Source organism: Streptomyces sp. NPDC023481, assembly GCF_055560195.1.
The window spans coordinates 243,175-267,939 of record NZ_JBVHJE010000001.1; the positions used below are offsets into that span (position 1 = coordinate 243,175).

Annotated in this window: 25 protein-coding genes; 12 read left to right on the forward strand and 13 right to left on the reverse strand. The window is 74.4% G+C overall.

What is annotated here, in order from left to right:
• Positions 1 to 32: 32 nt before the first annotated feature.
• Positions 33 to 1,322 carry an MFS transporter gene (locus ACZ3ZD_RS01160; RefSeq protein WP_467392210.1) on the forward strand — a complete coding sequence of 430 codons (1,290 nt, stop codon included), beginning with the start codon at positions 33 to 35 and terminating at the stop codon, positions 1,320 to 1,322.
• Here ACZ3ZD_RS01160 and ACZ3ZD_RS01165 read toward each other — a convergent pair.
• Positions 1,227 to 2,246 carry a GlxA family transcriptional regulator gene (locus tag ACZ3ZD_RS01165; protein WP_467392212.1) on the reverse strand — a complete coding sequence of 340 codons (1,020 nt, stop codon included), beginning with the start codon at positions 2,244 to 2,246 and terminating at the stop codon, positions 1,227 to 1,229. The genes ACZ3ZD_RS01160 and ACZ3ZD_RS01165 overlap by 96 nt on opposite strands.
• An 85-nt stretch (positions 2,247 to 2,331) precedes the next feature.
• Between ACZ3ZD_RS01165 and ACZ3ZD_RS01170 the strand changes: the two genes are divergently transcribed.
• Both ACZ3ZD_RS01170 and ACZ3ZD_RS01175 read left to right on the forward strand, forming a co-directional pair.
• Complete coding sequence (locus ACZ3ZD_RS01170; protein WP_467392214.1) at positions 2,332 to 3,636, forward strand: MFS transporter; 1,305 nt, start codon at positions 2,332 to 2,334, stop codon at positions 3,634 to 3,636.
• A complete protein-coding gene (locus tag ACZ3ZD_RS01175) occupies positions 3,624 to 4,178 on the forward strand; it encodes a GNAT family N-acetyltransferase (protein ID WP_467392216.1) in 555 nt (184 codons plus the stop codon). Before ACZ3ZD_RS01170 ends, ACZ3ZD_RS01175 begins: the two co-directional genes overlap by 13 nt.
• Here the strand turns inward: ACZ3ZD_RS01175 and ACZ3ZD_RS01180 are convergent.
• The 4 genes from ACZ3ZD_RS01180 to ACZ3ZD_RS01195 all read right to left on the reverse strand — a co-directional run bounded on the left by ACZ3ZD_RS01180 (position 4,156) and on the right by ACZ3ZD_RS01195 (position 9,110).
• Positions 4,156 to 4,761, reverse strand: a complete 606-nt coding sequence (locus ACZ3ZD_RS01180) for a flavin reductase family protein (protein ID WP_467393249.1) — start codon at positions 4,759 to 4,761, stop codon at positions 4,156 to 4,158. The genes ACZ3ZD_RS01175 and ACZ3ZD_RS01180 overlap by 23 nt on opposite strands.
• Before the next feature lie 50 nt (positions 4,762 to 4,811).
• Positions 4,812 to 5,600 carry an enoyl-CoA hydratase/isomerase family protein gene (locus ACZ3ZD_RS01185; protein WP_467392218.1) on the reverse strand — a complete coding sequence of 263 codons (789 nt, stop codon included), beginning with the start codon at positions 5,598 to 5,600 and terminating at the stop codon, positions 4,812 to 4,814.
• Complete coding sequence (locus ACZ3ZD_RS01190) at positions 5,597 to 7,816, reverse strand: acetate--CoA ligase family protein (protein WP_467392220.1); 2,220 nt, start codon at positions 7,814 to 7,816, stop codon at positions 5,597 to 5,599. The genes ACZ3ZD_RS01185 and ACZ3ZD_RS01190 overlap by 4 nt, the downstream gene beginning before the upstream one ends.
• A gap of 106 nt (positions 7,817 to 7,922) precedes the next feature.
• Positions 7,923 to 9,110 (reverse strand): flavin-containing monooxygenase, encoded by a 1,188-nt coding sequence (locus tag ACZ3ZD_RS01195; protein ID WP_467392222.1) that lies wholly within the window; start codon positions 9,108 to 9,110, stop codon positions 7,923 to 7,925.
• Between the two features lie 185 nt (positions 9,111 to 9,295).
• Here ACZ3ZD_RS01195 and ACZ3ZD_RS01200 point away from each other — a divergent pair, with 185 nt between their 5' ends.
• Positions 9,296 to 9,745, forward strand: a complete 450-nt coding sequence (locus ACZ3ZD_RS01200; protein WP_467392224.1) for a DoxX family protein — start codon at positions 9,296 to 9,298, stop codon at positions 9,743 to 9,745.
• On the forward strand, positions 9,745 to 10,185 hold the full coding sequence (locus tag ACZ3ZD_RS01205; RefSeq protein WP_467392226.1) for a Zn-ribbon domain-containing OB-fold protein: 441 nt from the start codon (positions 9,745 to 9,747) through the stop codon (positions 10,183 to 10,185). Before ACZ3ZD_RS01200 ends, ACZ3ZD_RS01205 begins: the two co-directional genes overlap by 1 nt.
• A 10-nt stretch (positions 10,186 to 10,195) precedes the next feature.
• Here the strand turns inward: ACZ3ZD_RS01205 and ACZ3ZD_RS01210 are convergent, their stop codons facing one another.
• Positions 10,196 to 10,864 (reverse strand): pyridoxine/pyridoxamine 5'-phosphate oxidase, encoded by a 669-nt coding sequence (locus ACZ3ZD_RS01210; protein ID WP_467392228.1) that lies wholly within the window; start codon positions 10,862 to 10,864, stop codon positions 10,196 to 10,198.
• Positions 10,865 to 10,892: 28 nt separating this feature from the next.
• Entirely contained in the window at positions 10,893 to 12,065 is a 1,173-nt protein-coding gene (locus ACZ3ZD_RS01215) for a thiolase C-terminal domain-containing protein (protein WP_467392230.1), read from the reverse strand.
• Positions 12,066 to 12,139: 74 nt separating this feature from the next.
• Between ACZ3ZD_RS01215 and ACZ3ZD_RS01220 the strand changes: the two genes are divergently transcribed.
• Both ACZ3ZD_RS01220 and ACZ3ZD_RS01225 read left to right on the forward strand, forming a co-directional pair.
• Positions 12,140 to 13,324 carry an acyl-CoA dehydrogenase family protein gene (locus ACZ3ZD_RS01220; RefSeq protein ID WP_467392232.1) on the forward strand — a complete coding sequence of 395 codons (1,185 nt, stop codon included), beginning with the start codon at positions 12,140 to 12,142 and terminating at the stop codon, positions 13,322 to 13,324.
• The gene (locus ACZ3ZD_RS01225; protein ID WP_467392234.1) at positions 13,324 to 13,839 is read left to right on the forward strand and encodes a nitroreductase family deazaflavin-dependent oxidoreductase; all 516 of its coding nucleotides are present in this window, start codon (positions 13,324 to 13,326) and stop codon (positions 13,837 to 13,839) included. The genes ACZ3ZD_RS01220 and ACZ3ZD_RS01225 overlap by 1 nt, the downstream gene beginning before the upstream one ends.
• Positions 13,840 to 13,973: 134 nt before the next feature.
• Here ACZ3ZD_RS01225 and ACZ3ZD_RS01230 read toward each other — a convergent pair whose 3' ends face one another.
• Positions 13,974 to 14,591, reverse strand: coding sequence for a LysE family translocator (locus ACZ3ZD_RS01230; RefSeq protein WP_467392236.1), 618 nt, complete (start codon positions 14,589 to 14,591; stop codon positions 13,974 to 13,976).
• Between the two features lie 82 nt (positions 14,592 to 14,673).
• Between ACZ3ZD_RS01230 and ACZ3ZD_RS01235 the strand changes: the two genes are divergently transcribed.
• The gene (locus ACZ3ZD_RS01235; protein ID WP_030341781.1) at positions 14,674 to 15,126 is read left to right on the forward strand and encodes an Lrp/AsnC family transcriptional regulator; all 453 of its coding nucleotides are present in this window, start codon (positions 14,674 to 14,676) and stop codon (positions 15,124 to 15,126) included.
• 74 nt (positions 15,127 to 15,200) lie between these two features.
• On the opposite strand, the gene ACZ3ZD_RS01240 is transcribed toward ACZ3ZD_RS01235, so the two are convergent.
• Positions 15,201 to 15,836 (reverse strand): TetR family transcriptional regulator, encoded by a 636-nt coding sequence (locus ACZ3ZD_RS01240; RefSeq protein WP_467393251.1) that lies wholly within the window; start codon positions 15,834 to 15,836, stop codon positions 15,201 to 15,203.
• A gap of 134 nt (positions 15,837 to 15,970) precedes the next feature.
• Here ACZ3ZD_RS01240 and kbpA point away from each other — a divergent pair, with 134 nt between their 5' ends.
• The 3 genes from kbpA to ACZ3ZD_RS01255 all read left to right on the forward strand — a co-directional run bounded on the left by kbpA (position 15,971) and on the right by ACZ3ZD_RS01255 (position 19,838).
• Positions 15,971 to 16,705: an AfsK-binding protein KbpA gene (gene kbpA / locus ACZ3ZD_RS01245; protein ID WP_467392239.1), complete on the forward strand. Its 735-nt coding sequence runs from the start codon at positions 15,971 to 15,973 to the stop codon at positions 16,703 to 16,705.
• 214 nt (positions 16,706 to 16,919) lie between these two features.
• Positions 16,920 to 19,274 carry a protein serine/threonine kinase AfsK gene (gene afsK, locus ACZ3ZD_RS01250; protein ID WP_467392240.1) on the forward strand — a complete coding sequence of 785 codons (2,355 nt, stop codon included), beginning with the start codon at positions 16,920 to 16,922 and terminating at the stop codon, positions 19,272 to 19,274.
• A gap of 33 nt (positions 19,275 to 19,307) precedes the next feature.
• Positions 19,308 to 19,838: a hypothetical protein gene (locus ACZ3ZD_RS01255; RefSeq protein ID WP_467392242.1), complete on the forward strand. Its 531-nt coding sequence runs from the start codon at positions 19,308 to 19,310 to the stop codon at positions 19,836 to 19,838.
• A 15-nt stretch (positions 19,839 to 19,853) separates the two neighbouring features.
• On the opposite strand, the gene ACZ3ZD_RS01260 is transcribed toward ACZ3ZD_RS01255, so the two are convergent.
• Genes ACZ3ZD_RS01260 through ACZ3ZD_RS01270 form a run of 3 tightly spaced genes read right to left on the reverse strand, consistent with a single transcriptional unit; the run spans position 19,854 to position 22,192 of the window.
• Complete coding sequence (locus ACZ3ZD_RS01260) at positions 19,854 to 20,627, reverse strand: enoyl-CoA hydratase/isomerase family protein (protein ID WP_467392244.1); 774 nt, start codon at positions 20,625 to 20,627, stop codon at positions 19,854 to 19,856.
• Positions 20,624 to 21,031, reverse strand: a complete 408-nt coding sequence (locus tag ACZ3ZD_RS01265) for a Zn-ribbon domain-containing OB-fold protein (protein WP_467392245.1) — start codon at positions 21,029 to 21,031, stop codon at positions 20,624 to 20,626. Before ACZ3ZD_RS01265 ends, ACZ3ZD_RS01260 begins: the two co-directional genes overlap by 4 nt.
• A 6-nt stretch (positions 21,032 to 21,037) precedes the next feature.
• Positions 21,038 to 22,192 carry a lipid-transfer protein gene (locus ACZ3ZD_RS01270; protein WP_467392247.1) on the reverse strand — a complete coding sequence of 385 codons (1,155 nt, stop codon included), beginning with the start codon at positions 22,190 to 22,192 and terminating at the stop codon, positions 21,038 to 21,040.
• An 81-nt stretch (positions 22,193 to 22,273) separates the two neighbouring features.
• On the opposite strand from ACZ3ZD_RS01270, the gene ACZ3ZD_RS01275 reads away from it, so the two are divergent.
• Entirely contained in the window at positions 22,274 to 23,863 is a 1,590-nt protein-coding gene (locus tag ACZ3ZD_RS01275; protein ID WP_467392249.1) for a FadD3 family acyl-CoA ligase, read from the forward strand.
• Between the two features lie 28 nt (positions 23,864 to 23,891).
• Here ACZ3ZD_RS01275 and ACZ3ZD_RS01280 read toward each other — a convergent pair whose 3' ends face one another.
• Positions 23,892 to 24,764: a helix-turn-helix transcriptional regulator gene (locus tag ACZ3ZD_RS01280; protein ID WP_467392251.1), complete on the reverse strand. Its 873-nt coding sequence runs from the start codon at positions 24,762 to 24,764 to the stop codon at positions 23,892 to 23,894.
• Between the last annotated feature and the right edge of the window lies 1 nt (position 24,765).

The window sequence follows — 24,765 nt, forward strand, 5'->3', positions numbered from 1 at the left end:
TGATTGTCGGTGCCGCCCCCTACCGTCGAGGCATGAGCTACCGCGATGTCGTCTCCCCGCGGGTCCTGACCTGGGCCCTGGTGGCCGTCGGCGCCCGGATGCCGGTGGCCATGGCCCCGCTGGCCCTGGTCTTCCTGGTCCGCGAGCGCCCGGGCGGCTACTCCCTGGGCGCGGCCCTGGCCGCCGCCTACGTCATCGGTGAGATCCTCGGCGCCCCCGTGCTCGGCATGCGCCTGGACTCCCGGCGGGCCCGTCCGCATCTGGCCGCCGGACTCGCCGCGGGCGCCGCCGGTTTCGCGGGCCTCGGCGTGTTCCCGGGCGCGCCCGGCGCGATACTCGCCGCTTTCGCGTTCCTCGCCGGGGCGGGTCCCGCCGCGGCGCCCGGCGGGCTGCGCGCACTGCTCACCTCGTTGGTTCCGGGGCAGGCGGCGCCCCAGGCGCTGTCCCTGGAGTCGATGCTCACGTTCGCCGTGTGGGCCGTCTCCCCGGCCACCGTCACCGGCCTCGCCCTCGGTGTCGGCCCCCGCTTCCCGCTGCTGCTCGAAGCCGCCCTGATGGCCGCGTCGGTGGCGGGCCTGTGGCTCCTGCCGGCCGGCTGGGCGACGGACGGACAGGACGAGCAGGGCGCACACGGGGAGTCGGCGGGGAAGGCCGGGAAGGGTGCGTCGCGGCTGCGTCTGCTGGCCGGGGCCTGGCCGGTGTACGTCACGGGCGCGGCCAGCCTGTCGCTGCTGGCCCTCGCCGAACTCGTGCTGCCCGCCCTGCTCGAACAGCGCGGCATCGGTGTCGGCTGGGCGGGCCCGCTGCTGACGGTGATGTCGGTGGCCTCCGCCGCCGGCGCCTTCCTGTACGGCCTGCGGTCCTGGCCCGGGCTGCTCAGGACCCGCAGCGCGGTCCTGATGGCGGGGATGTCCGCCGCGGTGGCCGCGGTCGCCCTGATACCCGGCGCGCCGGGCATCGCGGCCGCGCTGGGCGTGGCGGGGCTGCTCCAGTCCGGCGCGATGCTCACCCGCAACCTGTCCCTGCGCGAGGTCCTCCCGCCGGGAGCGCTGGCCGCCGGCTACTCGGTCATGTACGCGGCCGTGGGCGCCGGTTACGCGGCCACCGGCTCCCTCGCCGGCGCCCTGCTGCCGCTCGCCGCGCCCTCGACGGCGATCCTCGCCGGGGTGTCCCTGACCCTGCTGCTGACGGCGGTCGGCTGGTGGGGTGAGACACGCGCGGCCCGGTCAGCGCGGGCCGGCGCCACCGTGCCCGCCGACGGCGCCGACGGCGCGGAAGGTGCGCCGGTAGGCGGTGGGCGTAACGCCGAGCGCCGTCTGTAGGTGCTGGCGCATCGACTGGGCCGTGCCGAAGCCCGCCTCCCGGGCCACCTGGTCCATCGGCAGGTCGCTGGTCTCCAGCAGCTGCCGGGCGCGCTCCACGCGCTGCTGGGTGAGCCACTGGCCGGGGCTGACGCCGACCTCCTCGCGGAAGCGGCGGGTGAAGGTCCGTACCGACATGGCCTCCCGCTCGGCCAGGTCGCGCAGCTGGATCGGCTCGTGCAGCCGGGCGAGCGCCCAGGCGCGGGCGGCGGTCGTCGTGGCCAGCTGGGGGTCGGGGACCGGGCGGTGGATGTACTGGGCCTGGCCGCCGTCGCGGTGGGGCGGTACGACCGTGCGGCGGGCCACGTCGTTGGCGACGGCCGTGCCGAAGTCGCGGCGGACCATGTGCAGGCACAGGTCGATCCCGGCGGCCACGCCGGCCGAGGTCAGCACGTCACCGTCGTCGATGAACAGCACGTCCGGGTCCACTCTGATCCTCGGGAACATCCGCTGGAAGCGCTCGGCGTCGGCCCAGTGCGTGGTGGCCGGGCGGCCGTCCAGGCGGCCGGCGGCGGCGAGGACGTAGACGCCGGTGCAGATGGAGGCGAGCCGGGTGCCGGGACGGATACGGGCGAGGGCGGCGGCCAGGTCGTCGGTGAGCCGGCCCTCGTCGTAGAGCGGGCCGAGTTCGTACGACGCCGGGACGATCACCGTGTCCGCGGTGGCCAGCGTCTCGGGGCCGTGGGCGACGTGCACGGCGAAGTCGGCGTCCGTCTCGACCGGGCCCGGCGGCCGTACCGAGCAGGTCACGACCTCGTACAGCCGCCGGCCCCGGGGGTCCCGGGGGCGGCCGAAGATCCGGTGCGGGATGCCCAGTTCGAAGGGCAGCAGACCGTCCAGGGCGAGGACGGCGACGCGGTGCGGCCGGAATTCCCGTGGAGTCATGTCCCGATCGTAGTGGCCCGATCGTAGCGAAGGCTGTCCTTCGGGCCACTCGATGCGCGGGCCCCTGGACCGGAGGCTGGGTGACGTGACCCAGACCCGTCCCGCTCCCGCTCCCGTCCAGGGCCCGCCCGGCCGGCGCCACCGTGTGCACCGCGCCTGGTTCGTCGCCGCCGTCACGTTCGTCACGATCACCGGCGCGGCGGCCTTCCGCTCCCTGCCCGGCCTGCTCATCGACCCGCTGCACCAGGAGTTCGGCTGGTCGCGCGGCACGATCGGCGCGGCCGTCTCCGTCAACCTGGCGCTGTACGGCGTCACCGCGCCGTTCGCCGCCGCGCTGATGGACCGCTTCGGCATCCGCCGGGTGGTCGCCGCCGCGCTCACCGTGATCGCGGTCGGCTCGGGCCTGACCGTGTGGATGACGGCGGCCTGGCAGCTGCTGCTGTGCTGGGGCCTGCTGGTGGGACTCGGCACCGGTTCCATGGCGCTGGCCTTCGCCGCGACGGTCACCAACCGCTGGTTCACCGAGCGGCGCGGCCTGGTCAGCGGCATCCTCACCGCGGCCTCGGCCTCCGGCCAGCTGGTCTTCCTGCCGCTGCTGTCCTGGATCGTCGAGCGCCACGACTGGCGGCCCGCTGCGGTCACGGTCGCCCTGGCCGCGTTCGCCGTGGTCCCCTTCGTCTGGCTGCTGCTGCGCGACCACCCGGCCGACGTGGGCGTGGCGCCCTACGGCGCGCGTGCGTTCGTACCCAAGCCGCCCCCGGTCACCGGGGCCGCCCGGCGCACGCTCGGGGTGCTGTCCACCTCCGTCCGCACCGGCACCTTCTGGCTGCTCGCCGGCACCTTCGCGATCTGCGGCGCGTCCACCAACGGCCTCATACAGACCCACTTCGTGCCCGCCGAGCACGACCACGGGATGCCCGTGACGACGGCGGCCTCGCTGCTGGCGGTGATCGGCGTGTTCGACGTCGTCGGCACGATCGCCTCCGGCTGGTTCACCGACCGCTTCGAACCGCGCCGTCTGCTCGCCGTCTACTACGCCCTGCGCGGGCTGTCCCTGCTCTTCCTGCCGATGCTGCTGGGCCCCGCCGTCCACCCGCCGATGCTCTTCTTCATCGTCTTCTACGGCCTGGACTGGGTCGCCACCGTCCCGCCCACGCTGGCGCTGTGCCGGGAGCAGTTCGGTGAGGACAGCGCCATCGTCTTCGGCTGGGTCCTCGCCTCCCACCAGATCGGCGCGGCCCTCGTCGCCTACCTCGGCGGCGCCGCCCGGGACGTCTTCGGCTCCTACGACGTCGTCTGGTACGCCTCCGGCACCCTGTGCGCGGCGGCGGCCCTGATGTCCCTGGTCATCCGGCGGTCGACAACCGGGATGGTTCCGTGCCCGAGCTGAACTCCTGGCCGGCCGCCGTCCCGCTCCAGGGGGAGCGCCTGCGGCTGGAACCCCTGACCGTCGCCCACGCCGAGGAGGCGGTGGCCGTACTCGGCGACCAGCGGCTGCACGAGTGGACCGGAGGGACCGCGCCCACCCGCGAGGAACTGCGGCGGCGCTACGAAAGGCAGGTCGCCGGCCGGTCGCCCGACGGGCGGCAGGGCTGGCTGAACTGGATGCTCCGGGAGAAGGCCGGCGGCCGGCTGGTCGGAACGGTCCAGGCGACGCTCTACCGGCCCCGCGCCGGCCGCGTCGAAGCCGAGCTGGCATGGGTCGTCGGGCATGCCTTCCAGGGGGCCGGCTACGGCAGGGAGGGCGCGTCCGTCATGGCCGGATGGCTGTACACCCAGGGGGTTTCCGGGTGTGTGGCCCATGTGCACCCCGGCCATGGGGCATCGGCCGCCATCGCGAGGGCCCTGGGCATGGAGCCGACCGGGGAGGTCCACGACGGCGAGGTGCTGTGGGCCGGCTCCGCCCCGGTCAGTCGGTGCGGAGCCGGGTGAACCGACCCCGGTGGAAGAGCAGCGGGTCCGGCGTGTCGCTCGCGCCGAGTGCGGTCACCCGGCCCACGACGATGAGGTGGTCACCGCCGGTGTGTACGGCGTGGACGGCGCAGTCGATCCAGGCGGCGGCGCCGGTGAGCCGCGGTGAGCCGGAGACGGGTGCGGGGTCGTACGCCACCCCCGCGAACTTGTCCGCGCCGCTCACCGCGAAGGCCCGGCACAGGTCGTCCTGCCCGGCGCTCAGCACGTTGACGCAGAAGACGCCGGCGCGGGCGATGCGCGGCCAGGTGGCGGAGGTGCGGCTCACCATGAAGCAGACCAGGGGCGGTTGCAGGGAGAGGGACGAGAAGGACTGGCAGGCGAACCCGGCGGGGCCGCCCGTCCCGTCCGTGCCCTCCGTGCCGGGCGCGGTGATCACGGTGACCCCGCTGGCGAAGCCGCCCAGCACCCGCCGGAACTCCGCCGGCTCCACGGGCGGCGGCTCGTCGTCGCGGACGCACCGCAACTCCGGCCGTGGCAGCGCCTCGACGGGCCGTGGCCCCAGATACCGGACGGCGGCGGCCGCCGCCCCTGCGTGTCCCATCACGAGCCCATTGAAACTGACGGTATGTCAGATGGGAAGGGGCGTGGTCCTCAGCGTCCGCGGAACTCGGCGTCCCGGCGTTCCGCGAACGCCCGCAGGCCCTCCTGGGCGTCCGCCGTCGTCATGTTGATCTCCTGGGCCCAGGCCTCGGCTGCGAGGGCGGAGGCGCGGTCGGTGTCCAGCGAGCCGTTCAGGAGGTGCTTGGCCAGTGCCAGGGCCCTCGTCGGGCCGGCCGCGAGGCGGGCCGCCCACGCGTGGGCCGTCTCGGGCAGGTCGGCGTCCGGGACGACCCGGTTGACCAGGCCCAGGCGGTACGCCTCCGACGCCGGTACCGCGTCGCCGAGGAACACCAGCTCCTTCGCCCGCTGCGGCCCGACCAGCCGGGGCAGCAGGTAGGCGCCGGCCGCGTCGGGGACCAGGCCGCGGCGGACGAACACCTCGATGAAACGGGCCGATTCGGCGGCCAGCACCAGGTCGCAGGCGAGGGCCAGATGCGCGCCGAGACCGGCCGCCGTGCCGTTCACCGCGGCCAGGACCGGCTTCTCGCAGTCCAGTACGGCGCAGACCAGCCGCTGCGCGCCCAGCCGCAGCACCCGCGCCACATCGCCCGGGACCCGGTCACCCGGACCGGCCCCGCCCCGCAGGTCCGCCCCCGCACAGAAGCCCCGGCCGGTGCCCGTGAGGACCACCGCCCGGACGACCGGGTCCGCGGAGGCCTCCGCCAGCAGGTCGACGAGCCGGTCGCGCATGCCCGGGGTGAGGGCGTTCAGGGACTCCGGCCGGTTCAGGGTGAGGTACGCGACCCGGTCGCGGATCTCGTGCCGTACGGCCTCGCTCATCGGCACACCACCAGCGCGTCCAGCGCCACCGCGCCCTGCCCCCGGGGCAGCACCATCAGCGGGTTGATGTCCAACTCGGAGATCGAGTCGCCGAGTTCCAGCGCCATCCGCTGGACCCGCAGAATCACCTCCACCAGCGCGTCCGCGTCGGCCGGCGGACGGCCGCGGACACCCGAGAGCAGGGCCCGGCCGCGCAGTTCGCCCAGCATCGCGCGGGCCTGGTCCTCGCCGAAGGGCGGCACCCGGACCGCCGCGTCGTGCAGCACCTCCACCAGGATCCCGCCGAGCCCGACCGTCACCGTCGGCCCGAACAGGTCGTCGTGGGTGACGCCGGCCATCATCTCCACGCCCTGCTCGACCATCTGGCACACCAGGACCCCGTCCAGCCCGACACCCTCGTAGCGGGCGATGTCGGTCAGTTCCCGGTACGCGTCGCGGACCTGGCTCGCCGAGGTCAGGCCGATCTTCACCAGGCCCAGCTCGGTCTTGTGGGCGATCTGCGCGCCCGACGCCTTCATCACCACCGGGTAGCCCACCTGCCCGGCCGCCCGTACGGCCGCCGCCGCGCTGGTCACCAGCTGCTCGCGCGGCACCCGGATGCCGTAGGCCCGCAGCAGCTGCTTGGCCGCGTGCTCGCTCAGCTGCCGGCCGGGCTGCATCAGCGCCTCGGCCTTGCGGAAGGAGGGCGACGGGGTGCGCGGGGCCTCGTCGAAGGGGGAGCGGTAGCCGCTCACGAAGCGGTGGTGGTCCAGCCAGGCGCGGACCGCGGTGAGGCAGTTGCCCACCGTGCGGAAGGTGGCCACGCGCGACGAGCCGAGCAGCACCTCCCGGTACGCCGCCTCCGTGCCCACCGGCGAGCCCCAGACCACGCACACCAGCTTGTCCGTCTCCTCGGCGGCGGCCACCAGGTCCGCCACGAGCCGGTCGCTCAGCGGCGGGAAGGGGCCGGTCACCGGGCAGACCAGCACACCGACGGAGGGGTCGGCGAGGATCGCGTCGATGATCTTCCGGCCGCGCGCGTCGCCGACCGGATGGCCGCCGTTGTCCACCGGGTTGGCCACGTGCAGGTACTCCGGTATCCACTGGTGCAGCTCGGCCTGCTTGCGCGCCGACAGCCTCGGCAGCCGCAGCCCCGCCCCGGTGGCCAGGTCGGCGACGTGCGCGCCGGTGCCGCCCGAGATGGAGTAGACGGCCACGCCGTCCGCCAGGGGCGCCCGCGCCCGCGCCAGCAGGGCCGCGGTGTCCTGGAGTTCGTCCAGGGTGTCGACGCGGATCACGCCGTACTGCCGCATCGCCGCGTCCACCACGTCGTCCGCGCCGGTGAGCTTGCCGGTGTGCGAGGCGGCCGTACGGGCGCCGGTCTCGGTGCGGCCCACCTTCACGGCGACCACCGGGACCCCCCGGCGGGCGGCCCGGTCGGCGGCCAGCAGGAAGGCCCGGCCGTCCTTGAGGCCCTCCACGTAGCAGGCGATCGCGCCGACCTCGGGCTGCTCGGCGAACCAGGAGACGAAGTCGGCGCTCTCCAGGTCGGCCTCGTTGCCGGTGGGCGCCCAGTGCGAGAGCCGGACGCCGAGTTCCTGCAGGGCGAAGACGGGCCGGCCCTGGTGCCCGGACTGGGTGATCAGCGCGATGGCCGGCCCGGACAGGTCCTCCCGGAACCGTTCGAAGGCGTTGAGGTTGGTGTTGGGGCCGAGCAGCCGCAGCCCCGAGCGCCGGGCGGCCTCGGCGAGCCGCTCCTGCGCCTCGGCGCCCGCCGGCCCGGTCTCCGCGAACCCCGAGGCGAAGGCGACCGCGAACCGCACCTTCGCCTCGGCGAGTTCCTCGATCAGCGGGAGCGGGTCGGCCACCAGCAGGACGGCCAGGTCGACCGCCTCGGGCAGCTCGGCGACGCGGGACACGCAGGGCAGGCCGAAGACCGAGGGCCGGGCCGGGTGCACCGGATGCACCCGCGCCCCGACGCGCGCGGCCCAGTCCAGCAGCTGCCGGGTGATCCCGGTGTTCGGCCGGCCCTCGGCGTCCGAGGCACCGATCACGGCGACCGACTCCGGCCGGAACAGACGGGTCAGGTCGGGGACGTCCGCGTGCAGCGGGCGCCCGCTGACATCGAGGTCCGCCACCCGGTCGTGGACGGCGGGGCCGGGCCGCTCAACGCCGCAGGCGATGACCCGGGCCCGGCGGGCGTCGGTGGTGAGGGTGCCGTGGGTCGATCCGAGCATCGTTCCGCCCGCCTCCTCATGAGACAGCCATGACAGCCAGCTCCAGCTGACGCTCTGTCAGATTACTGAACTGACAGAGCGTCAGGAACCGGTCGGAACGGCAAAGTTACCGACGGGTGGGAAATCCTCTGGCGACCGCCCGCGCGATCTTCCCCGCGTCGATCGCCAGCTCCCGCAGCATCCCGCTGATGGGATTGGTGAACCCGGTGAAGTACAGGCCGGGCGCCTGCGCGGGCGTCCGGCCGCCGTGCACCACCGGCCGGCCGCGCCCGTCCAGCACCCCGAGGTGCCCGACGAGTCCCTCCAGCGCCCGCACGTACCCGGTCGCCGCGATCACCGCGTCCGGCGCGATCCGGCTGCCGTCGGCGAGGACCACCTTGCCGTCCTCGAACGCCTCCACGGCGGCCACGATCTCCACCTTCCCCGTGCGCACGGCGTCGACGAGACCGACGTCCTGCACCGGGATCGCGCCCTGCCGCACCCTGCTGTACAGGCCGGTGTCCGGGCGCGGCAGTCCGTGCGCGGACAGGTCCGGGGTGCTCAGCCGCCCCACCGGCCCGGCGAGCCGGTCCACCAGCCGCACCGGCAGCCGCCGGACCAGTACGCCCGTGTACTGGGAGGCCCAGCCGAGGGTCGACCGGCGCAGGATGTGCGGCGGGGTGCGCATGGCAAGCCGTACCCGCGCGGCCCCGCCCTCCACCAGGTCCACGGCGATCTCCGCGCCCGTGTTGCCCGTCCCGACGACGAGCACGTCACGGCCCCGGTAGGGCGCGGCGTCGCGGTAGCCGCCGGCGTGCAGCAGCTCGCCGGCGTACTCCTCGCGGCCGGGCCAGTCGGGCAGCCGGGGGGTGTGGTTGAAGCCGGTGGCGACGACCACCGCGCTGCCGGTCAGCTCCCGGCCGCCGGAGGCGTGCAGCAGCCAGCCGGTGCCGTCCCCGGTCCGCTCGACGCGGTGTACCTCCACCCCGGTGACGATCTCCAGCGCGTGGTGCTCGGCGTACTTCTCCAGGTAGCGCACGACGTCGTCCCGGGACACCCAGCGGCCGAACCTCCGGGGTATGCCGAGGCCGGGCAGCGCCGACAGCCGCCGGGTGGTGTGCAGGTGCAGCCGGTCGTAGTGGCCCCGCCAGGAGGCGCCGACCCGGTCGGACTTCTCCAGGACCACGGCCCGCACGCCCCGCGCCCGCAGCGCGTACGCGACGGCGAGACCGCCCGGACCGGCGCCGATGACGTAGACCGGGCGGTCGGCGGGGGTGGGCGAGAGGTGGACGGGGGTGGGACGGGAGGCGGCCATGAGCGGGAGCGTAATCACCCACCCGGTTGATGGGTCTCGGTCAAGACCGGAATTGGTTGCGGATTGATCACGGGTGCACGGAAACGGTGTTCCGGCCGTGAAGAACGCGACCCCGGGGGGAGCGCGTCCCCCGGCGGCGGACGCACCGGTGGGCATCCGACGCGATCTGACGTACCGTCAGATCCATGGACTCGATATGGCTCGACGGCGCGCAGTGGCTGGCGGTGCTGCGGATCGGTCTTGGCCTGTGGTGGCTGGAGAGCTGGCGGCACAAGGACAAGAAGGCCTGGTTCGGGCGGAACAGCGGCATCGCCTGGGCGGCACAGGTGGCGGCGGAACACCGGTGGGCCCCGGTCCGGGCGGGCTTCGAGACGGTGGTCGCACCCCGCCCGAGGCTGATGGCGTACGTGGTCGCCTACGCCGAACTGGCCCTGGGGCTCGGCTTGGTCGCCGGCTTCCTGACCCCGGTCGCGCTGGTCGGCGGCCTGCTCCTCAACGCGGTCTACTTCGTCCTCATGATCCACGACTGGGCGGAGCAGGGCCAGAACTCGATGATGGCCCTGATCTCCCTGACCGGCCTCTTCGGCATGTCCTGGCAGACGTGGTCGCTGGACGCGGCGCTGGGGTGGTTCTGATGGACGGCCCCCGCCACGACGTCCCCGAGACCGACGCCCTCAGCCGCCCCTACTGGGAGGCCGCGGCCCGGGGCCGGCTGCTGATCCGCCGCTGCGGCGCCTGCGGCCGGACCCACCACTATCCCCGGGAGTTCTGCCCGCACTGCTGGAGCGAGGAGGTGACCTGGGAGGAGGCGAGCGGCCGGGCCGTGCTCTACACGTGGTCCGCGGTCCACCACAACGACCTGCCCCCGTTCACCTCCCGCGTCCCCTACCTGGCCGCGGTCGTCGACCTGGCCGAGGGCCCCAGGATGATGACGGAACTGGTGGACTGCCCGGCGGACACCGTGCGGGCCGCGATGCCGCTGGAGGTGGCCTTCCGGGACGGCGTCCCGGTGTTCCGGGCGGCCCCGGCCGGCGGCGGTCCGGACCCGGACGCCCCGGGCCCCACGGCCCGCTGAACCCCTGGAGTCACGGCCACAGCAGCGTCCGGCTCCAGCCGAACCCGGTGCTGCGGTACTCCAGGCGTACGTGCCGCCGCTGCGGGTCGCCCTGGAAGAACTCCACGGTCTCGGGGCGCAGCCGGTACAGCGTCCAGGTCGGCGACGGCTCCTCGGGGTGGGCCCGGGCCCGCTCCCAGGCCGCCTCCGAGGCCCGGCGCAGCTCCGCCACCGATTCCAACTCCTCGCTCTGCCGGCCGGTCAGCGCGGCGGCCAGCGCGCCGGTGGACCGCGCGTGCAGGTCGGCCTGGCTCTCCTCGGACGGCGCCGAGGTCACCGGGCCCCGGACCCGCACCTGGCGGCCCAGCACCGGCCAGTAGAAGGCGAGGGCCGCGTGCGGCCGGGCACTCAGCGCGCGGCCCTTGCGGCTCGTGGCGTGCGTGGCGAAGGACCAGCCGTCCGGGTCGGCGCCGTGCAGCATCACGATCCGGACGTCCGGCCTGCCCTCCTCGTCCGCGGTCGCCAGTGACATGGTGTGCGGCTCCGGCTGGCCCGCGGCCGCCGCGTCCGCGAACCAGTTCGTGAACAGGGCGAGCGGGGTGGGCGGGGCCGTGTCGGGGTCGAAGGGCGGCAGCCGGGTCACCTCGGGGTCCCAGACCCGCAGCGAGCGGAGCAGTGCGTGAAGGTCGTGCTGTTCCATGGGGCGAGTATCACCGCCCGCGCCCCGCTCAGTCCTGCCCCAGCACCACCGTTCCCGAGGAACAGAACCAGCCCCCGGTCCCGGACGCCACCGCCAGCCGGGGCAGACCGCCGTCCCGGCGCCGGACCTGGCGCTCACCGGCCTCCCCGCGCAGCTGCCGGACCGCCTCCACGAGCAGGAACAGCCCCCGCATCCCCGGGTGCTGCGCACTGAGGCCTCCCCCGTCCGTGTTCACCGGCAGCTCCCCGCCCCGCACCAGCAGCCGGCCCTTCCCGACGAAGGCCCCGCCCTCGCCCTTGGCGCAGAAACCCAGGTCCTCCAGGGTCACCAGGGTCATGTAGGTGAAAGCGTCGTAGATCTCCGCGAAGTCGATGTCCGCCGGGCGCACCCCGGCCCGCTCGAAGGCCAGCCGGCCGCTCACCGCCGCCGGGGACACGGTGAAGTCCGGCCACTCGGACAGGGTGGCGTGGGAGACGTACTCGCCGGTGCCGAGGATCCAGACGGGGGCCGTACGGCAGTCCCGGACGTACTCCTCGGCCGCCAGCAGGAGAGCCGCTCCGCCGTCCGAGCGCAGACAGCAGTGCAGCCGGGTGAACGGGTCCGCGATCACCGGCGCGGACAGCACGTCGTCGACCGTGACGGGGTCGCGGAACATCGCCTCCGGGTTCAGGGCCGCGTTCGCCCGTGTCTGGACCGCCACCTCGGCCAGCTGCTCGATGGTCGTGCCGTGCTCGATCATGTGCCGGCGGGCCGCCATCGCGTACTTCGCGATCAGCGTGTGGCCGTACGGCGCCTCGAACTGGAGGGGGCCGCGGGCGCCGAAGGACAGGGTGCCCGTGCGGCGGCCCGCCCTGACGTCCGCCCGGGCCGTGGAGCCGTACACGAGCAGCACGGCGTTCGCGTGGCCCGCAGCGATCGCGTCCGCCGCGTGCGCCGCCATGACCTCCCAGGTCGCTCCGCCGACCGAGGTGGAGTCGACCCAGGTGGGGCGCAGGCCCAGGTACTCGGCGACCTCCACCGGGGCCAGCGTGCCGAGGCCCGCCGAGGCGAAGCCGTCGACCACCGCGCGGTCCAGGCCCGCGTCGGCGAGCGCCCTGCGGGCGGCCTGGGCGTGCAGGGCGTACGCCGTCGCGTCGGCCACCCGCCCGCAGTCGGACAGCGCCGCGCCGACCACGGCGACCTTCCTGGTCCCGCGCTTCATGAGCGGGCTCCTCCCTCTGGGCATCTGGTTCGGGCCTCCCTAATATGACGCTCCGTCAGAAAAGGAGGAAGGCCATGGACACGCGCCTCACCGCCGAGCAGGACGAGATCCGCCGGACCCTGCGCGAGGTGCTGCGCGCCCGCTGCGGCCCCGCCGAACTCCGGTCCGCCGCCGGCACCCCCGCCGGGTACGACACCCCGCTGTGGTCCGCCCTCGCCGAGCGGCTCGGCCTGCCCGGACTCGCCCTCCCCGAGCGGTACGGCGGCGTCGGCTGCTCCGCCACCGAACTGGCCCTCGCCTGCGAGGAGACCGGACGCGTCCTGGCCCCCTCCCCGCTGCTCGCCACCTCCGTGCTCACCGCCCCGCTGGTCCTCGCCCTCGGCACCGAGGCCCAGCGCGCCGCGCTGCTGCCGCGCATCGCCGCCGGGTCGCTCACCGCCGCCCTCGCCGTCGCCGGGCCCGCGCTCGCCACCGCCCTCGCCCTGACCGGCCCGAACACCGGGTACGGCGCCGGCGGCGGGCGGGCCGGCGGGGTGCAGGCCCGGCGCGCGGACGGCGGCTGGCGGCTGTACGGGGAGGTCGCGCAGGTGCTGGACGGGCACAGCGCGGGGATGCTGCTCGTCGCCGCGCACACCGGGGGGTTCGCCCGGTCGCGGACCCTGCTGTTCCTCGTGGCGGGGGACGAGCCCGGGCTGGTCCGCACCCGGCAGTCCGCGCTGGACGCCACCCGGCCGCAGGGGCGCGTGCAACTGCGAGAGGTGCCCGCCGAGTTGCTGGGCACGCAGGACGCCGACGTCCTGGCCGCCCTCGCCGCCACCGGGGACACCGCGGCCGCCGTGCTCGCCGCCGAGGCCGTGGGAGCGGCCGGCCGGGTGCTGGAACGGACCGTGGAGTACGCCGGGCAGCGCAGGCAGTTCGGCCGCCCCATCGGCTCCTTCCAGGCCGTCAAGCACCGGCTGGCCGACGTGTACGTGGCCGTCCAGGCGGCACGGTCGGCCGCCTACTACGCCGCCTGGGCGGCCGGACGCGGCGAAGGCGCCGGCGCGCTGGCCCTGGCCCAGGCGCTGGAGGCGCTGCGGTGCGCCGCCGCCGAGGGTGTCCAGCTGCACGGCGGGATCGGCTTCACCTGGGAGCACGACGCCCACCTGTACTTCAAACGGGCGGCCGGCGACGAGCTGCTGTTCGGCCCGGTGCACCGGCTGCGCGACCGGGCCGCCGAGACGGCGGGACTGTTCACGGGCGGGGAGGTGGCCGTCTGATGGGCGGTACCCGAGCGGCGCGCCCCCGGGGTGCCGGGATGCTGCGGTTCGTGCAGAAGGTGTCCTCGACCCGGACGTTCGCCAGGGTGGCCCCGCGGGTGATTCCGGCCCTCGACCGGGCCGTGCACCGGCTCACCCGGGGCCGGGTGCTGCCGAGCGCCCGGCTGCTGCCCGGCGTGATCCTCACCTCCACCGGCGCCCGCAGCGGCCGGCCCCGCCGGACCCCGCTGGCCTGCATGCCCGAGCGGGACGGCGACGGCTGGATCCTGGTCGGCTCCAACTTCGGGCGCCCCGGCCACCCCGCCTGGACCCACAACCTCCTCGCCCACCCGGACGCCACCGTCAGCCGGCAGGGCCGGGACGTCCCCGTCACCGCCCGCCTCCTCACCGGCGACGAACGGGCCGCCGCCTGGCAGGCACTGCTGGTGTTCTGGCCGCCGTACGCCGTGTACCAGGAGCGGGTGGAGCGCGAGATCAGGCTGTTCCGGCTGACCCGGAGGCCGGGGGGCGCGTAGGCGGCGGGCGCCGGCTCGGAGGGGCTGCGGCCGGCTGTGATGGCTGACGCTGACGTCCACCGGGTGGGGCACCGCCCAGGACCAACCGGCCGCCGCCCGGGGGGTGTTGGCTCCCCGCCCCCGCCCCCGCCTCCTCAGAGCGTGACCAGCCGTTCCGCCAGCAGCAGCGCGCCGATGCCGAGCATGGCCGCGCCCGAGGTGCGGGTCACCGCGCGGGCCGCCGCCGGGCGGGCGGTGAGGAGGACGCGGGCGAGGGCGCCGACGGTGAGGTAGACGGCCGCGCAGCACGCCATGTGGAGCAGACCGAGGGCCGCCGTCTGGACCGGTACGGGCAGGTGGGCGCCGGTGAGGCTGAGGAACTGCGGGAGCACCGAGAGGTAGAGCAGCAGGCCCTTGGGGTTCAGGCCGCTGATCGTGGCGCCGCGCAGGAAGAGCCGGCCGTCGGGCGGCGCCGCCCCGTCCGCGCCCGGGACTGCCGGGCGGCGCAGCACGCCCCAGCCCAGCCACAGCAGATAGCCCGCGCCCGCCACCGTCAGCGCCGTCAGCAGCCGGGGCGAGCCGGCCACCAGCACCGCGAGGCCCGCCGTCGCCAGAACCGTGTGCAGGGCGTAGCCGCAGACCAGGCCCGCCACCGCGCGCGCCGTCGAGCCGCCGCGCAGGGCGGTCGCGATGGCGTACGCCCAGTCGGCGCCCGGCACGCACACCAGCAGCAGGTCCACGGCGAGGAAGGAGAGGAGCAGTTCCGAGTCCATGCCGGGGACATTAGGCGCGAATGACCCGAAAGTGTTCCCGAAGTTTGCCCATGATCGCGAGTTCTGGGCAAATATCTTCTTCATGGACGACGTGGACCGGAAAATCCTTGCCGAGCTGCAACAGGACGGGCGGCTGACCGTGACCGAGCTGGCCGCCCGGGTGCGCCTGAGCGTCTCGCCCTGCCACCGGCGACTGCGCGAGCTGGAGCGCTCCGGCGCCGTCCAGGGCTACCGCGCGGTGGTGGACCCGGCCGCGCTCGGCCTGAACTTCGAGGCACTGGTCTTCGTGTCGATGCGCCAGGAGGACCGGGACACGGTCGCGGAGTTCGAGCGGGCGGTCGGCGAGCTGGAGCATGTGCTGGACGCCCAGCGGCTGTTCGGCGAGCCGGACTACCTGCTCCGGGTGGCCACCGCCGACCTGGCCGCCTTCCAGCGGCTCTACGACGAGCGGCTGGCGACCCTCCCGGGGGTGCAGCGGCTGACGTCGACCCTGGTGATGAAGCACGTGGTACGGGACCGCCCGCTGCCCGCGTAGCACGACAGGCGGCGGCTCACTCTGGTGAACCACCGCCTGCCAGACAGGACTTGGGTGCAGCGCGGACGTGCGGCCTACTTGCTCGGTTTCTTGCCGGTCACGCCCAGGTGCACCAACAGCGCCAGGTTCGGCTTGAGTTCGGCCTGCTTCACACCCCAGGAGGTGAAGCCCTTCTGGTGGGCCGCCACCGCCGCGAGCATCGCGACCAGCGAACCGGCCACCGCCGCCGGGTTCACGTCCTTGTCCACCCGGCCCTTCTCCTGGAGCTGCGCGATGGAGTCCGCGAGGGAGTTGTTGACCGAGTTCAGGATCTTCATGCGGATCTTGTAGAACCGTTTGTCACCCTCGGCCGCGCCGAGGTCCACCACCCGCAGGATCGCGTCGTTCCGGCGCCAGAACTCCAGAAAGCCGTCCACGAGTTCCTGTGCCGTGGCCCAGCCGGACTTGCCGGCCCAGCTGCGCCCCTCCAGCAGCTCGGTCAACCCGGCGCCCTCGGCCGCCATCCGCTCGGCGATCTCCAGGACGGCGCCCTCGACGTCGGGGAAGTACTGGTAGAAGGTCGCGGGCGACGTCCCGGCCTTGCGGGCGACATCGATGACCTTGACGTCCCGGTAGGGGGAGGAGCTGAGCATCTCGCTGAGGCAGTCGAGCAGCTTCTGCCGGGTCGCCTGCCCACGCCGGCCGGCCACGCGGCCGTCGACGGTACGCACTTGTCCTGTCATGTCGTCAGCTTACCGAGGGGTGATCGGAGCGCGATTCGGCCGACTGCAAATGGGGTGCGCGGGGCTCCCGGGGATGGTGTGCCTGGTCTGCGGGGTGCGCGCGACCCGGTTACCTTGACGGCATGGCCGAAAACAGGGCATCCGCGAACGAAGAGACATACGGGGAGGGCGTTCCCTGCTGGGTGGACGCCGAGCTGCCCGACGTGGAGGCGGGCAAGCGGTTCTACGGTGAGCTTTTCGGGTGGACCTTCGAGGCGGCGTACGGCTCCTCCGTGTGGGCCTTGCTGGACGGCGACCCCGTCGCCTCGCTGGCCCCCAAGACGGACGGCCGTATGCCCACCGTCTGGACGGTGTCCTTCGCGACCTCGGACGCCGAGGCCCTCGGCCGGCGGATCACGGCGGCCGGCGGCCAGGTGGTCATGGCCCCCTTCCCGGTCGGCGAACTCGGCACCGCCGCCCTGGCCGCCGACCCCGAGGGCGCCGTCTTCGGCCTGTGGCAGCCCGGCACCCACACCGGGTTCGGGCGGCGCCGCGAACCGGGCACCTTCGTCTGGGCCGAGCTGTACACCCGGGACACCGCCGCCGCCAACGCCTTCTACGGCGGCCTCTTCCACACCGCCCTGTTCGGCTCCGGCGCCGAGCCCGACTTCGGCCGCGCGGACGTCACCGACGTCTTCCCGGCCGAGATGCCCCCGCACTTCCTCGTCCACTTCCGGGTCGGGGACCTGACGGACGCGCTGGGTGCCGTACAGCGGCTCGGCGGGCGCGTCCAGGCGCCGCCCTTCAAGACGTCGTACGGACGAGTGGCCGTCGTCACCGACAATCAGGGGGCGTCGTTCGCCCTGCTCCAGCGCTGACCGGCCCGCTCCGGGCCACTGCGGGCCGCCGCGGTGGTCCGTTTCGTGGTGTTACGGCATGAGACACCCCGAATGTCACCGGGTTCGCAACCAGCCGCCCGGCCAGGAAGAATCGGGGTGCGTGCCGCCAGGGCGGTGCGGTGGTGAGACGCTGCACTCCGGTCGCGTACATATATGGAGAGTGGCGCGGCTCGTACGGGGAGGTGGCAGGCAAGTGGTGGATCAGCTGACGCAGCACGATCCGCGGCGGATCGGGCCGTTCGAGGTGCTGGGCCGGCTGGGCGCCGGCGGCATGGGGCTGGTCTATCTCGCGCGCTCGGCGTCCGGCCGGCGCGTGGCGATCAAGACGGTGCGCACCGAGCTGGCCGAGGACCAGCTGTTCCGCGTCCGCTTCACCCGCGAGGTGGAGGCGGCCCGCGCGGTCTCCGGCTTCTACACCGCGGCCGTGGTCGACGCCGACCCGCGCGCCGCCGTGCCCTGGCTGGCCACCGCCTACGTCCCCGCGCCCTCGCTGGAAGAGATAGTGAACGACTGCGGGCCGCTCCCGGCCCAGGCCGTACGCTGGCTCGCCGCGGGCGTCGCGGAGGCCCTCCAGTCCATCCACGGCGCCGGGCTGGTCCACCGCGACCTCAAGCCCTCCAACGTGCTCGTGGTCGAGGACGGCCCCCGGGTGATCGACTTCGGTATCGCCTCCGGCGTCTCGAACACCCGCCTGACGATGACGAACGTCGCCGTCGGCACCCCCGCCTACATGTCCCCGGAGCAGGCCAAGGACTCCCGCAGCGTCACCGGCGCCAGCGATGTCTTCTCCCTCGGCTCCACCCTCGTCTTCGCGGCCACCGGCCACCCGCCCTTCCACGGCGCCAACCCGGTCGAGACCGTCTTCATGCTGCTGCGCGAGGGCCCGGACCTCACCGGGCTGCCCGACGAGCTGCGCCCGCTGATCGAGGCGTGCATGCAGATGGAGGCGACCGGCCGCCCCAGCCCCGCCGACCTCCAGGCCCAGCTCGCCCCGCACCTGTTCGGCTCCGGCTCCGACGACAGCGGCACCGCCTCCGCCTGGCTGCCCGAGAAGGCGGTCGCCCTCATCGAGGGCCGCCGCGGCGGACGCCCCGCCGCCAAGCCCGCACCGGCCCCGACCGGCGGCCCGCGCAGCGGCGACCGGCAGGCCGCCGTCCCCCCGCCGCCGCCGTACGACCCCCCGGTCCCGGCCCGTGCGCCCGTCCCGGTCGGCGCCCCCGACACCGGCCCGGTCCGGCTGGCCGGCGCGGCGGTGCCCATCGGCCCCGGCCCCCGGGTCGCCGACGCCCGCGCCGCCGCCGTCAAGGCGCCCCCGCCCGAGGCCGGCCTGGTGGCCGGCTGGTCCCGGCCCCGCCCCGGCGTGGCCGGCGCGGACCCCGCCGTACCGCCCGTACCGCCCACGCCCCCCGAGACGGCGGGCGGCTGGCGCCCCTGGCGGTTCCGCATGTCGAACGACGTGTGGGGCACCCCGTCCGTCGACGGCGACCTGGTCTACGTCACCTCCTTCGAGGTGCACGCCCTGGACGTGGGCACCGGCCGCCGCCGCTTCAAGACCCGGGACGTCGCCTGGTCGATGGCGGTCGCGGACGGCCGTATCCATGCCTCCGACGGCCCCACCCTGTTCGCCCTCGACGCCCGCGAGGGCACCGACCTGTGGCGGCTGTCCACGGACGCCTGGGTGTACTCCCTCAAGGCCGACCGCGGCACGGTCGTCACCGGCACCCGCGGCGGCGGCGTCCAGGCCTGGGAGGCCGCGGGCGGGCAGAAGCTGTGGGAGATCACCGGCTGCCAGACCGACTTCGAGTCCCCGGAGGCCGGTCCGGTCGTCCACGACGGCACCGTGTACGTCTGGCAGGACGCCCGGCTGCGCGCCCTGGAGGCCCGCACCGGCGAGGAGCGCTGGTCGTACCCCATCGGCGACGCGGCCTCCTGCGGCGGCGTCCCGGTGCGGCTCGCCCCGGCGCCCGACGGGTACGTCTACGTCTCCGCCGGCACCCGTGTGCTCGCCGTCGAGGCGGTCAGCGGCCGGGTCCGCTGGCACTTCGAGGCCCCGGCGGTCTTCCTGAGCCCGCCCGCCTTCGCCCCGGGCCCGGCCGTCACCGGCGGTGGTGTCTACCTCGCCGACTACCTCGGCACGGTCTACGCCCTCGACGCCACCGACGGCCGCGACCGCTGGCGCATCGCTACCGAGGCCCGCGCCTCCATCGACCCGGTCCTGGTGGCCGCCGGGCACGTGCACGTCGGCAGCGGCAAGGGCCTCTACACCCTGGACGCGGTCACCGGCACCCCCAAGTGGCGCTTCCAGGCGGGCGGCGACGTCGTGGGCGCGCCGGCGGTGGCGGAGGGCCGTATCCACTTCGGCTCCACCGACCACCTCCTGTACACGCTGAAGGCCGACGACGGCCGGCTGCGGTGGAAGCTCGCCACGGGTGGCGAGATCACCGGCTCCCCGGTGGTCAAGGACGGCGTGGTGTACGCGTGCAGCAAGGACCGGTGCGTGTACGCGCTGGACGCGGAGAAGGGCACGGGGACCGCGCGGACCGCGTGAGCGGGTGCCCGGCGGTCCCCTAAAGTGCTGGGCATGCATCGACGGGGACACATACTCAGGCTCACGGCGGTCTCGGCTCTCGTGGTCCTGGCGCTGACCGGGTTCAAGAGCCACGGCCACGGCCACGGCCATGGCGGCGGCGGATGCAGCAGCTCCAGCCAGGACCACGACGGCTCCACGTCCACGTCGTCGGGCGGACGCTACGGCTCCGTGACGCACCACGACTACGACGATGACGACGGCCACGGCGGGAGCTCCTCCGGCGGCTCGTCCGGCGAGCCCTCCGGCCACCAGGACGGCACGGCCCGGCTGGTGAGCTGCGCGACGGTGAAGAAGCCCTACGCGACCATCGAGGTCACCAACCCGAACGCCGCCCGGAGCGGCTTCGACGTCGGCATCACCTTTGAGGACGCGGACGACCAGACGGTCAGCGGCACCATCAAGGAGGTCACCGTCCCCGCGCACGGCACGAAGACCGTCCGGGTGCCGTTGGACAACGCCGAGGAGAGCGCCCCGCAGGTCGACCACTGCGACCTGGACAAGGTGGCCTCCTACCACTGGTGACCCGGGCCGCGGGCCTCACCGCGTCCGGAACCCCGCGCTGCGGGCGGCGAACAGCTCCGCCTGCCGCGCGGCCGGCAGACCGCCCAGCGCGATCAGATGCGGTGCCTGCGCGAACGCCGGCGCCAGAGAGGCCTCCCGGGCCGCCCACAACGCCCGCACGGTCCCCTGCACGGCCTCGGCCGGATGCCCGGCGATCACGGCGGCGCGGTCGGTGGCGGCCGCCAACGCCGCACCGCTTCCGGTGAGTTCCGAGACCAGGCCGACGTCGTACGCCCGCCGGGCCGACAGCCGCTCGGCGCTCCCCATCAGCACCATCCTCGCGACCTCCCCGTACGGCATGCGCTGGGCCATCAGCATCGACTCGTAGGCGCTGACCATGCCATAGGTGGTGTGCGGGTCGAAGAAGGTGGCGTCGGCCCCGGCGACGACGAACTCGCACTCCCCGAGCAGATAGAAGGCACCCCCGCAGGCCATCCCCTCCACGGCGGCGACGACCGGCTTCCACAGGTCGTTCGCCTTCGGCCCGACGCCCAGCAGCGGATCGTCCTGCATGTACGGCGACGAGGGCTGCGGTACGACGGCGTCCCGGTCGATCCCCGTACAGAACGCCCGCTCCCCACTCCCGGTGAGCACGACGGCCCGTACCGCGTCGTCGAACCGTAACTCCCGCCAGACCTCGGCGAGTTCCCGGACCATGGTGAGGTCGATGGCGTTGAGCCGCGCAGGCCGGTCAAGGGTGACGACGGCGACCCCCGTCCCCCGGTCGACGTCCAGGCGCACGGTGTTCACGCGAGGACCCACTGCGGCAGCCCGCCGGAGAAGACCACCCGCACCCGGGCGCCGATCCGCAGCCGCGCCGGGTCGACGGAGTCCAGCGGCGCCCCGGCGGACGCGACCACGTTCCCCACCAGCCGGATCCGGGGCGCCTCCTCCAGCTCCACGACGACCACGTTGTACGGCGCCTGCGCCGCGTAGTCGGGCAGCAGCGGCGGATGCGGCACGACGTACGACCACACCCGCCCGCGCCCCGACACCGCCCGCCACTCGGACGCGAACGACTGGCAGTGCGGGCAGCAGGGCCGGGGCGGGAAACGGGGTTCACCGCAGTCGCCGCACGCCTGGACGCGCAGCTCACCGCGGGCCGCGTACTCCCAGAAGGGCGCGCCGTCGGTGTCCGTGACCGGACTGAGCATGCCGGATCAACTCCTCAGCAGCAGGGCGGAGGTGGGCACACCCTCGCCGGCCGTGACCAGACAGGTGGCGGCGCCGGGCACCTGGGCGGTACTGGTGCCGCGCAGCTGCTTCACCCCTTCGTTGATCAGGTTGAAGCCGTGCACGTAGGCCTCGCTCAGCCCGCCCCCGCCGGTGTTCAACGGCAGCCGCCCGCCGATCTCCAGGGCGCCCTGCTCGGTGAACGCCCCGCCCTCACCGCGGTCGCAGAAGCCGTAGCCCTCCAGGGACAGCGGGACGAGGGCGGTGAACGCGTCGTAGATCTGCGCCACGTCGACGTCCTGCGGCGTGAGGTCGGCGTGCTTCCACAGGTGCCGGGCGGCGGTCCAGGCGGGGCCGGTGAGCGGGTCGTCGTTCCAGTAGTTGACCATCCCGTGGTGCTGCGCGGGCAGGCCCTGCGCGGCGGCGTGGACGTACACGGGCTTCCTGGCGCAGTCCCGGGCGCGCTCCCTGCCGACGACCACGCACGCGAGCGCGCCGTCCGTCTCCAGGCAGTTGTCGTAGAGGCACAGCGGCTCACTGATCCAGCGGGAGGTCATGTACATCTCGCGGGTCAGCGGCCGTTCGTACATCACGGCGGCCGGGTTCTGGTTGGCCCGGTTGCGGCAGGCCAGCGCCACGTGGAACAGGTGGTCCCGGGTGACGCCGTACTCGTGCATGTACCGCCGGGCCAGCATGGCGATCTCGTCGGCGGGCCGGAGCAGCCCGAAGGGCCGGGTCCACTGTCCCGGCGTGGGCAGCTGGGCGACCGTGTCCGTCCACGGCCGGGGCCCGCTGCCCCGCTTCCTCGACCGCCACGCCACCCCCACCGTGGCCTGCCCGGAGGCGATGGCGGCGGCGAGGTGCGCGACGGTCGCGCAGGAGCCGCCACCGCCGTACCCCACCTTGCCGAAGAAGGTCAGATCCCCGAAGCCGACGGCTTTCGCCAGCTCCACCTCGTCGGTCGCCTCCATCGTGTAGGAGGCGAGCGCGTCGACCTCGCCGGGCGCGATCCCCGCGTCGTCGAGCGCGGCCAGCACGGCCCGGCAGGCGAGCGTCCGCTCGTCCTCGGCCAACCGCCGGGCGAACGCGGTCTGTCCGATCCCCACGATGGCGGTGGCGTCCTTGATCCCTGCTCCTGCCATGTACGGCCCCCTCTCCTGACAGTCCGTCAGATTACCGCTAACCTGACGGTCAGTCAGCTGCTCGTGCGGAGGAGGCCGGCCGTGACGGCGTCGTGGGAGACCATCCCGGAACTGGTGCGGTGGGCGGCCGCGCGGTACGCGGACACCGAGGCCGTGGTCGACGGCCGTACCCGGATCGACTACGCCGAACTGGGCGCCCGGATCGAACGGGCGGCCGCGGCCTGCCTGGCCCGCGGGGTGCGGGTGGGCGACCGGGTGGCCGTCTGGGCCCCCAACACCCTGGACTGGATCGTCGCCTCCCTCGGCGCGGTGTCGGCGGGCGCGGTCCTGGTGCCGCTGAACACCCGCTTCAAGGGCGCGGAGGCGGCGGACGTGCTGCGCCGCAGCGGGGCCAGGCTGCTGTTCGTGACGGGCGCGTTCCTGGGCACCTCGTACGTGGCCTCGCTACGGCGGGCGGCCGGCGCCGGGTCCCCGGCCGACGGGCTGCCGCTGCCCGCCCTGCCGGCCCTGGACCGGGTGGTGGTCCTCTCGGACGACGCCCCGCCCGACTTCGACACCTGGAAGGACTTCCTGGCGGCGGGCGACGGCGTGCCGGCCCCGGCCGTGCGGGCCCGCTCGGGGGCGCTGACCGGCTCGTCCCTCTCGGACATCGTCTTCACCTCCGGTACGACGGGCCGCCCCAAGGGCGCGATGACCACCCACGGCCAGACCCTGCGCGCCTACGAGACCTGGGCGGACCTGGCCGGGCTGCGCCGCTCCGACCGCTACCTGATCATCAACCCCTTCTTCCACACCTTCGGCTACAAGGCCGGGGTGCTCGCCTGCCTGATGCGCGGGGCGACGATGATCCCGCAGCCGGTGTTCGACGCCGGTACGGCCCTGGCGAACATCGCGGCGGAACGCGTCTCCGTCCTCCCCGGTCCGCCGACCCTGCACCAGCAGCTCCTGGACCACCCGGCGCGGCACACCCACGACCTCTCCTCCCTCCGCCTGGTGGTGACGGGCGCCGCGGTGGTCCCCCTCCGCCTGGTGGAACGCCTGCGCGAGGAACTCGGCGTAGGTACGGTCCTGACGGCCTACGGCCTCTCGGAGGCGTCCGGAATCGTCACGATGTGCCGCCGCGGCGACGACCCGGCCCTGATTGCCTCCACGTCCGGCCGCGCGATCCCCGGCACGGCGGTCAGAGTGGCCGCGCCCCCCGGCACGCCCGGGGAGGTGCTGGTCCGCGGCTTCAACGTCATGCGGGGCTACTACCAGGACCCCCGGGCCACCGCCGAGGCGATCACCCCGGACGGCTGGCTGCACACGGGCGATGTGGGCGTCCTGGACGAGACGGGCAACCTGCGCATCACGGACCGCCTGAAGGACATGTTCGTCGTCGGCGGCTTCAACGCCTACCCGGCGGAGATAGAGCAACTGCTCGCCGCCCACCCGGACGTCACCGAGGCGGCCGTGATCGGCGTCCCCGACCCCCGCCTCGGCGAGGTGGCCAAGGCCTACGTCGTCCGCCGCCCCGGCTCCCCCCTGACCTCCGACGACCTGATCGCCTGGTCCCGCCGGGAGATGGCCAACTACAAGGTCCCGAGAACGGTGGAGTTCGTACCGTCCCTGCCCCGCAACGCCAGCGGCAAGGTGGTCAAGGGGGAGTTGAGGGCGGACCGGACGTCCTGACCCGGCGCCGAGACGGTCCCGGCCGGCGTCACCGGCCGGGCCGCTCGGAGTACGCCGCTTCCCTGGGGCTGGCCATGTCCAGCAGCAGCATGGCGTCGTGGTCCGGGGTGCCGGGCACCGCCTGGTAGGTGACGAGACGCTGGCCGTCCGTACGGAAGATCGCCATCACCTCGAAGTGCAGGCACATCGCCCCGACCTCCGGATGCTGGAAGTGCTTCTCGCCGCCGCCTCGCGCCTGGACGTCGTACCGCTCCCACAGGCGGGCGAACTCCGGGCTCCTGACCACCAGTTCGCCCACCAGCTGGGCCAGCTCCGGCATGTCCGGGTCGGCGCCCGCCATCGCCCGCAGGTGGGCGGCGCTGTGCGCCGCCATCCGCTCCCAGTCGCGGTACAGCTCGCGGCCCATGGGATGCAGGAACATGTAACGGGTGATGTTGCGGTGCTCCGGCGGCCAGTCCGTGATGCCGGGGAACAAACGCAGCCCCGGCCGGTTCGCGGCCAGCAGACCGTTGACCCGGCTCACGACGTACGCCGGTGCCGGGCGCAGCGTCTCCAGCAGGAGCCAGACCGACTCCCGTACGGTGTGCGCTGGGTCGGGGGACGGTGCCGGAGCCTGCCCCGCCGCGAGCGCCGTCAGCTCGTGCAGCCGTTGCAGGGCGTCACCGGACAGCCGCAGCGCCTCACCGAGCGCGGTGACGACGGCGGGCGACGGCCGTGTCTCACGGCCGCGCTCCAGTCGGGTGTAGTAGTCGACGCTGACCCCGGCCAGGGTCGCCAGCTCCTCGCGGCGCAGTCCCGGAGTGCGGCGGATGCCGGTGCCCGCCGGCAGCCCCACGTCCTCCGGCCGGACCTGGCCCCGCCGAGCGCGCAGGAAGCGTCCCAACTCCGTACCTTCACTCATC